This window comes from Methylomonas sp. BG-2, from assembly GCF_057766305.1.
In genome coordinates this window covers 21,178-28,698 of the sequence record NZ_JBYMAP010000019.1, presented here as the reverse complement: position 1 = coordinate 28,698, position 7,521 = coordinate 21,178, and the positions used below count along the sequence as shown (strand labels likewise).

Below are 7,521 nucleotides of genomic sequence, written 5' to 3'. Positions count from 1 at the left end.
TATAGGCGTAGGTGCCGATCACGCTCAAACCCTCGTAAAGCTGACCTTGTACGTCGAATTCGACACCCTTGCTGCTGCCTTTGACCGGGATTTGCAGGTTGATCAGATTGCTGTTGGGGTCTTGAAAGAATTGGGTCCTTTCTAGGTCGAAATAGGCCACGCTGGCATTGAGTTTGCCGTCGAAAAACTGAGTTTTGACGCCGCCTTCGAACTGGGTGGCATCAAATAAATCGTAAAGCTTGCGACCGCCGTTATCGTAATCGTTGGCGGGTCCGAAGGATTCGGTAAAGCTGCCGAACAGCGATAGCCAGTCTACGGGTTGGTAGACGATCCCCACCCTGGGGCTGACCACATCGTCGTTACGGGCATCTTTGCCTGCCGGTGCCCACCAACTGAGGTCTTGCATCCTATCCACCCAATCGTAGCGGAAACCGCCCATGATGTGCAGTTTGTCCCACAGGGTCATTTGATCCTGCAGGTAAATGGCTTTGGAGCTGTTCTCGGTGGCGATGACGTCGTTGTAAGACGCGCTCCGGATTCGGCCTAACTGGGCGTCGGAAACGGCCGTAATATTGGGGTTAAAAATATTGATCGTGTCCACGTTGCCGCTGGCCACCTCGTATTTCAGTTGGCTATTGTAGTATTCGCCGCCCAGCAGCAGTTTGTGTTTGACGCCGTAGGTTTCGAAGTCGAAGGTACCGTTCACCCAGGCCGTCAGCGACTCGGCGTTTTCGGGGCTAAACCAGTAATTACGGGTGACGTTACCGTACGAGTTGCCGGGCGTCTCGTTGACACGACCGGTATAAAAGCCCTGCCAATACTTCTGGTATTGCGACGACACCACCCCGGCATTCAATTTGACCTGATCGTTGAGGCGATGATCGATGCGGAAATCGACCAAATTGTTGGTGGTGGAATTTCTTAAATCCGAACGCCCCACAAAGGCCCTGGAAATCGGAATTCTCGCCAACTGATTCCCAACCGCCGGGATGCCGTAGTCGTAGTTATTGTTCTCATCGAAGTATTCGTAGGACAAGGTGAATTTGGTGTCCGCCGTGGGCTCCCAATTCAGGGTCGGCGCGAAAAAGATCCGGTCGTTACCCATATTCTGCCGAAACGAACCGGTATCCAAATAAGACATGTCCAGCCGGTAATTCAGGCCGGCTTCCTTGCTGATCGGTCCGGTGGCGCTGGCTTCGGTGCGATAGAAATCGTAAGAACCGAAGCGCTGTTCCAGCGAATAGTAGGGGGTCGAGCTGGGTTGCTTGGTCACGGTACTGATCAAGCCGCCGGGATCGCCGAAGCCGTACATCATTGCCGACGCGCCTTTAATCACTTCCACGCGCTCGACGTTGGCCAAATCGAATTTGGTAAACGGGATGCGGATACCGTTACGGTAATTGACGGTACTTTGCAAGAAACCGCGCATCACGAATTGCTCGTGGTCGCCGCCGTAGGAATGGTATGACTGCACGCCACTGACATTCTTGATCGCATCCTGTAAGCGGTAGGACTGCTGGTCGTGCAGCACTGCTTTGTTGACCACTTGAATCGACGCCGGTGTTTCCATAATGGGCGTGTCGGTTTTGGTCGCCAAGGCGGTGTTGGCGCGGGTATAACTGAGGTTGTAGGGATCGTCGGGATCGAGATCGGCTTTGCCGACCACGGTCACCGCCGGCATCGTCACGGCGGACCGCGGCTCAGGACCCACGGCCTTTTGCAGTGTGACGGTATTGCTGTCATTGAATCGATAACTAATCCCCGATCCGGACAGTAACCGTTTCAACGCGCCTTCCAGCGAATATTGCCCACTAACGCCCGGTGAGTTGATGCCCTTGACCAGCTCCGAGTTGTAAACAAATTGCACGCCGGACTGTTCGGCAAGCGCGCTGAGTGCGGCGTACAAAGGTTGGGCGGCGATCTCGTAGCCACGGGTGTCGTTATTGGTAGCAGGGGTTTCGGCCAATACGGCCTGTGGCGCGGCGGCGATCAAGCCCAGGCACAGCGGAAGGGCGCCCAGCGACGTCGAGCAACTGGCTCGGGTGCGATCGGTTCGGTTCGGGGTTCCGGTTTTTCTCATGCAATGTCCTCAGTTTATGTTGCGTATTGGCTGAGAACGTTTGGCGGATTGTGAACCCGTACTGTGCTATCCGCGACAAATTGTCGCAGCGAGTTTTCGCGTAGGCCGGGGCGCTATCGGGTGGCGGGTTTGCAATGCCAACGCCGTCAAGAATGTAAAAAGACTAACGGACCGGCTTGGACTATTTCTATCGACAAGGTCTGTTGCAGCGCTTTCAGCCAGGCATCGATTTGACCGATGTCGACGGCGATATTGACTTCTCGTTCGCCCAGGTTGTCGTCCAATAGCCGGATCGGGTTGCGGCGGTAACGATTGATTTCGGCGATAACCTGCTTCAGCGGCACGAAGTTCATCAGCAAACGGCCGCGTCGCCAGGCGTCGGCATTTGTGGCTTCGATCGGATTCGGCGTGCCCAGCGATTCGGTATTGAAGGTCAGCTGCTGGCCCGGCGCCAGGATGGCGCTATCGGTTTGCGCGCCTTGGGTCGATGGCCGGCTGCTGCGCACCTTTCCCCGGAGCAACGTGACGCTGCCGGCCCGGCCGTCGTAGCGGACGATAAAACGGGTGCCCAAGGCTTCGGTGATGGTCGCGCCGGCCGCTACCCGAAACGGCCGGTTCAGGTCGTGAGTGACGTCGAATTCGGCTTCGCCGCGCAGCAATGCGATACGGCGTTCGTTGCCGTTGATCGACACGTCGATCGCGGTGTCGGTATTTAAATGGACGATGCTGCCGTCGGCCAGCGCGACCGAGCGTTGTTCGCCGATGCGAGTGCGATAGTCGGCCAGCGGGTGTTGGAGATAATCGGGAAAAAACCCGGCCAGCGCCGCCAGCAACAGCGACGCGGCGGCGGCGAGGCTCCAGCCGGCCCGGTGCCGCTTGGCCGAGGCCAGACGCCGGCGGCGATCGGCCAGCAGCGGCTCCGGCAGCGCTTGCCAGAGCTTGGCGATGTCCTGATAGGCGCGCTCGTGCGCCGAATCCGCCCGGCGCCAGGCGGCGAACGCGGCGGCGGTTTCCGTCGAGACCGCGCCGGACGTCAGACGCACGTGCCACTCGACGGCGGCCCGGCGCGCGCGGTCTTCTGGGGTTTCGAGCGTATCGGTCATCGGCGGACGGGTAAACGGTTCGGGGAATTCACTATAACGAATCGGCGCGGGCTAAACCATCACTAGGCGTCCAGGGCCTGGCGGCATTGCAGCAGCGCGCGGGCCAATTGCTTCTCCACCCAACTGAGGGAGATACCCAGGCGCGCGGCGATTTCGGCGTGGCTTAGGCCTTCGATCCGGCTCAGATACAAAATATCGGCGCACGGGTCCGGCAGTTCCGCCAACGCGGATTCAATCTGCCGCCAGTCGTCCCGGGCTTGCGCGCTACGTTCGGGCGAAGTGGAAACGTCGATCTCGGTGGCGCCGCCCAGATAGTGGTCGAGCAGATCGCTATGGCGTTTTTCCGCGCGCAGATGGTCGATCGAGAGATTGGCCGCCACTGCGTAAAGCCATGCGCGCACCTCGCTTTCGCTATTCGGCGGCGGTTTCAGCAAGCGCAAGCGCAGATAGATGTCTTGAATCAGGTCGGCGGCGGTATCCGGGCAACGCAAGCGTTGCTGCAAGAAGCCGAGAATCCGCGGTCGGTGGTCGATAAAAATTCGATAAATGTCGTGTTCTGAAATTGCCATCCGCGACCAGCCGCCGATCCCAAGTTGCCAAACGTGGCAAATCCCACAGCGGAATGCATGCCAGATTTGTTGATCCGTGCCGTGGGCCGGCGTTTTCGGGTGGTATATGGCGATGACACAGCGGCTCGGTGGTTCGAGGTCGGGTAAAAAACTGTGTGATATGCCGCGGTGCCGGGGCATATGCCGCACTCCGGCCGCCGGTCCGACGCTATCGCAGCAATGGCGCTCGGATTCAATCGATACCGGCGCCAGGCTTGCCGCCGCCGCTGGCTTCGCGGCCCGAAAAGGCCTGGATCGAGCGGCTGAACGCTTGGAGTTGGGCGTCGATACGGCCGTTGAACGTATCCGCCGGATAGCGGCCCTGGTCGTCGGCTTCGCCGATGTCGGTGCCGGTCAGCAAGGCCAGCGCTTGTTCGACGCCGCCGACCGGGTGGATATGAAACTGGCCGGCTTGAGCGGCATGCACCACGTCCCATCGCAGCATCAAATGCGGCACGTTACCGGCCGGGATGATGACTCCTTGCGTGCCGGTCAGGCCGCGGGCGTTGCAGATGTCGAAGAAGCCCTCTATTTTCTCGTTGACGCCGCCGATGGGTTGGACCTGACCCAACTGGTTGACCGAGCCGGTCATCGCCAAGTCCTGGCGCAGCGGCACTTGCGCCAGTGACGACAAAATCGCGCACAGCTCGGCCAGCGACGCGCTATCGCCCTCGACATGGCCGTAAGACTGTTCGAACACCAGGCTGGCCGACAGCGAGAACGGCGTATCGCGGGCGTAACGGGCGGCGATGAAGTGCGACAAAATCAGTACGCCCTTGCTGTGCAGCGCACCGCCCAGTTCGGTTTCGCGTTCAATATCGACGATCTTGCCATTGCCCATCCGGGTGGTCGCGGTGATGCGGGACGGCTGGCCGAACGCGAAATCGCCGACTTGCAATACCGACAAGCCGTTGATTTGACCGGTCACCTGGCCGTCGGTGTCGATCATCACTGTGCCGCGTTGGATATTTTCGTAGAGTTTTTCGCGGATCTTGTCGAGCCGACGGGTTTTCAGGTCGATAGCCTGTTGTACGTCGCTGTTGGCGATGGCGGTATGGCCGTTTTCGCCGGCCCAGTAATCGGCCTCGGTCAGCAAATCCTTGATCGTGCGCAGATGGGTCAGCAACTTGTCGGCGTCGCCGGCCAGCCGGGCGCTGTGTTCTATCACCCGCGCCACCGCCTGTCGGCTCAATGGCCGCAGCTGTTCGCGGCGGGCTATCGTCGCCAGCAAGCGGGCGTATTCCAACGTGCTGCCGTGCCGGTCCATGCTGCCTTCGAAATCGGCGGCGACCTTGAAATAGTCCTGAAATTCCGGGTCGTAATAACCCAGCAGGTAGTACAACAGCGGATCGCCCAGCAAAATGATCTTGACGTTCAGCGGAATCGGCTGCGGTTCCAGCGAGGTGGTGCTGATCAGGCTCAACGCCCGTTCCAGCGACTCGATACGTATCTCGCCGGCCTGCAAGGTGCGTTTCAGCGCCTCCCACGCGTAGGGTTGTTGCAGCAGTTTGCGAGCGTCCAGAATCAAATAGCCGCCATTGGCCTTGTGCAGCGCGCCGGGCTTGATCATCGTGAAATCGGTGATCAGCGAACCCATCTGCGCTTGATGGTCGATGCGGCCGATCAGATTGGCGTAGTTCGGCAAATTCTCGCAAATTACCGGCGCCGAGCGCTTGCGGCTGAAATCGACGATCAGATTGACCTGATAACGCTTGAACGGCTGCGGTTCCTGCGGCATTTCCAGGAAGGACAGGGTTTTTTCGCCGTGCGGCATGAAGTCGCGGACATGCTCGACGATGTCTTTTTGCACCGCGGTCAGATAGTCCAGAATCGGCTGCCACTTGGCGTATTTTTCCTTCAACTCGTCGATCGAGTGATTGACCGCCAGCTCGGCCATCTCGCGATTGAGGGCCTGTAGTTTGCGTTTGGTTTCCTTGCGCCACTGCGGAAATAGTTTGATCGCGTCCTGGACCCGTTCCTGCAAGCCCATTACCGTGTCGTGGTACTGGCGTTGCTTGTCCTTGTCGAGTTTGCCGAATTGTTCTGGCGTCAGCGGCTCGTTGTTGTCGTCGGCCGGCAGAAAGGCATAGCCGGTCGGCGTTTCGGTGAAAATAATGTGGGCCTGATCGGCGTCGTCGCGGATTCGGTTCAACACATTGAGTTCGCGCTGGCGCGATTCGTTTTCCAGTTCGCCGGCCCGCGAGCGGTATTCGTCGCCGTCGAACGCCGCCGGAATCGCCACGCTCAGTTCGTCGATCAGTTCGGCCATGTCCGACTGAAAGGCCCGGCCTTGGCCGGGCTCCAGGCCGATCGCCGTGGGTTTGGCCGGTTGCGCGAAGTTATGTACGTAACACCAGTCCAGCGGGACCGGCTGGCGATGCGCCTCGTGTTCGGCCAGTTCGCGGACGATGGTCAGCTTGCCGGTGCCGTCGGGCGCCAACGCGAAGATGTTGTAGCCGGGCTTGCGCAGCCGGACGCCGAACTTGATCGCCTCCAGGGCTCGCGCCTGGCCGACGACGATGTCCAATTCCTCCAGTTCCTCGGTGGTCGCGAACGGCAATTCCTCCAGGTTGCAGGCTTTATAAAGCAGGGTCGGCGCGAGTGCTGGGATGGTCATCGGTGTAAAGTCCTTATTGAAAAATCGCGGGTGAATGGCGGAAGCCGCGCCGGTGAAGGTTAGACTTCATCGCCGGCGCCGGGTGGATAATCGCGCGGCGGACAGGCGTAGCGTTGTTTAAAGACCCGGCTGAAGTGGGCCATATCGTTAAAGCCCCAACGTAGCGCCAGCGCGGTCAGGTTGCCGCGAGCGGGCGGGCCGGCGCGCAATTCGGCCGCGCAACGCGCCAAGCGGCGCTCGCGCACGTAGCGCATCAGCGAGGTGTTTTCGGCGCCGAATAAGTCGTTCAAGTAACGGGCCGATAGTCCCAGTTCGCGGGCCAAGCGGGCCGCGTTCAGCTCGGGATCGGCCAAACGGGATTCGACGTGGCGTTTGGCGCGGTCCAGCGCGGCGGCGCGGCCGGCGGACAATTCGAAGCGAGCCGGCCGCAGTTCCGCGAAAGCCCGGACCAACAAATCCTGGATCTGCTCGGCGATCAGCGCGGTGTCGCCGGGCTTCAGCGTGACGGCTTGCGCCAATGCGCTCCGGACCAGCGTGCCGGCGACGGCGGCCAGTCCTCGATCGCCCGGCAGACACAGCGCGGTGCAATGTTCGACGCCGGGCAGGCGGGCCCGCAACAACGGCCGGGGGATCGCCACCAGCAGCTTGGCGAAACGGTCCGGGCAGTCGATGCGGTGGGCTTGGGTGGCGTCGTACAAGGTCCAGTCGCCGACCCGTGGAAAGGCTTCGCGGCCCTGCTGGCGCAAGCGGTAGCGGCCGTCCAGCAGTAGTACCGCGAAATAGGCGTCCTGATTGGCGGAATCCGGTTCGCCGGGCAGGCTGCGCAGCGCCAGCGGGTTGGAGCGGATCGCCGACAGGCGCAGATCGGACCAGTGATGTATCGTCATTTCGTTGAACAAGGGCTGATCGGTGGGCGGCTCGATATCCACTCTGGCGTATTCGCGGCCGATCACTTCGCGCAGCCAAGCCTGCCGACGCGGCGGCGCGACGGTCTCGGTCGAAAAAAAGTCGGCGCGGATGGGCCGGTCGTCAATGCGGGTGGTCATGGTGGGTCCGGGCTGGCGGGCGAAACATAATATTGGCTGAAGCGCCGTTTTGGTCAAGCGTCGGCGC

Annotated in this window: 5 protein-coding genes; all 5 read right to left on the bottom strand. The window is 60.5% G+C overall.

Annotated elements, in window-relative coordinates; genetic code table 11:
* A partial coding sequence (locus AC3B8H_RS03225) for a TonB-dependent siderophore receptor (protein ID WP_488440181.1) occupies nucleotides 1-2,080 on the bottom strand: 2,080 nt, incomplete at its 3' end.
* A gap of 146 nt (nucleotides 2,081-2,226) precedes the next feature.
* Nucleotides 2,227-3,183 (bottom strand): FecR family protein, encoded by a 957-nt coding sequence (locus tag AC3B8H_RS03220; RefSeq protein ID WP_488440180.1) that lies wholly within the window; start codon nucleotides 3,181-3,183, stop codon nucleotides 2,227-2,229.
* A 62-nt stretch (nucleotides 3,184-3,245) separates the two neighbouring features.
* Nucleotides 3,246-3,752, bottom strand: coding sequence for an RNA polymerase sigma factor (locus AC3B8H_RS03215; RefSeq protein ID WP_488440179.1), 507 nt, complete (start codon nucleotides 3,750-3,752; stop codon nucleotides 3,246-3,248).
* 232 nt (nucleotides 3,753-3,984) lie between these two features.
* Nucleotides 3,985-6,408 carry a Lon protease family protein gene (locus tag AC3B8H_RS03210; RefSeq protein ID WP_488440178.1) on the bottom strand — a complete coding sequence of 808 codons (2,424 nt, stop codon included), beginning with the start codon at nucleotides 6,406-6,408 and terminating at the stop codon, nucleotides 3,985-3,987.
* Nucleotides 6,409-6,467: 59 nt separating this feature from the next.
* Nucleotides 6,468-7,454 carry an AraC-like ligand-binding domain-containing protein gene (locus AC3B8H_RS03205; protein WP_488440177.1) on the bottom strand — a complete coding sequence of 329 codons (987 nt, stop codon included), beginning with the start codon at nucleotides 7,452-7,454 and terminating at the stop codon, nucleotides 6,468-6,470.
* Nucleotides 7,455-7,521: the final 67 nt, after the last annotated feature.

What these genes read in the sequence shown, in the direction of transcription:
- AC3B8H_RS03220 (WP_488440180.1), bottom strand. Translation starts at nt 3,183, where the DNA reads ATGACCGATACGCTCGAAACCCCAGAAGACCGCGCGCGCCGGGCCGCC.
- AC3B8H_RS03215 (WP_488440179.1), bottom strand. Translation starts at nt 3,752, where the DNA reads ATGGCAATTTCAGAACACGACATTTATCGAATTTTTATCGACCACCGA.
- AC3B8H_RS03210 (WP_488440178.1), bottom strand. Translation starts at nt 6,408, where the DNA reads ATGACCATCCCAGCACTCGCGCCGACCCTGCTTTATAAAGCCTGCAAC.
- AC3B8H_RS03205 (WP_488440177.1), bottom strand. Translation starts at nt 7,454, where the DNA reads ATGACCACCCGCATTGACGACCGGCCCATCCGCGCCGACTTTTTTTCG.